At 66.8% G+C, this 205-nt stretch carries 1 pseudogene; it reads left to right on the top strand.

Annotation, left to right across the window (positions count from 1 at the left end):
- A pseudogene (locus tag L687_RS29615) lies at positions 1-205 on the top strand (ABC transporter ATP-binding protein); the annotation flags it as partial.

Raw genomic sequence — 205 nt, 5'->3', positions numbered from 1 at the left:
TCCTCGGTCTGCTGCGCGAGATCGTCGCGGCGGGAACGGCACTCGTGTTCATCAGCCACGACTTCGCGGCCGTCCGACGGATCGCCGATCGCGTCCTGGTGATGAGGGGTGGGGTCGTCGTGGAGTCCGGCCCGGTGACCGAGGTTCTCGAGAACCCCCGGCATGAGTACACGAAGCAGCTCATCGCGGCGACGGTCCATGAACC

The sequence above is a fragment of the Microbacterium maritypicum MF109 genome, assembly GCF_000455825.1.
GTDB lineage: Bacteria > Actinomycetota > Actinomycetes > Actinomycetales > Microbacteriaceae > Microbacterium > Microbacterium maritypicum_A.
This window is presented reverse-complemented; position numbering and strand designations above follow the sequence as displayed.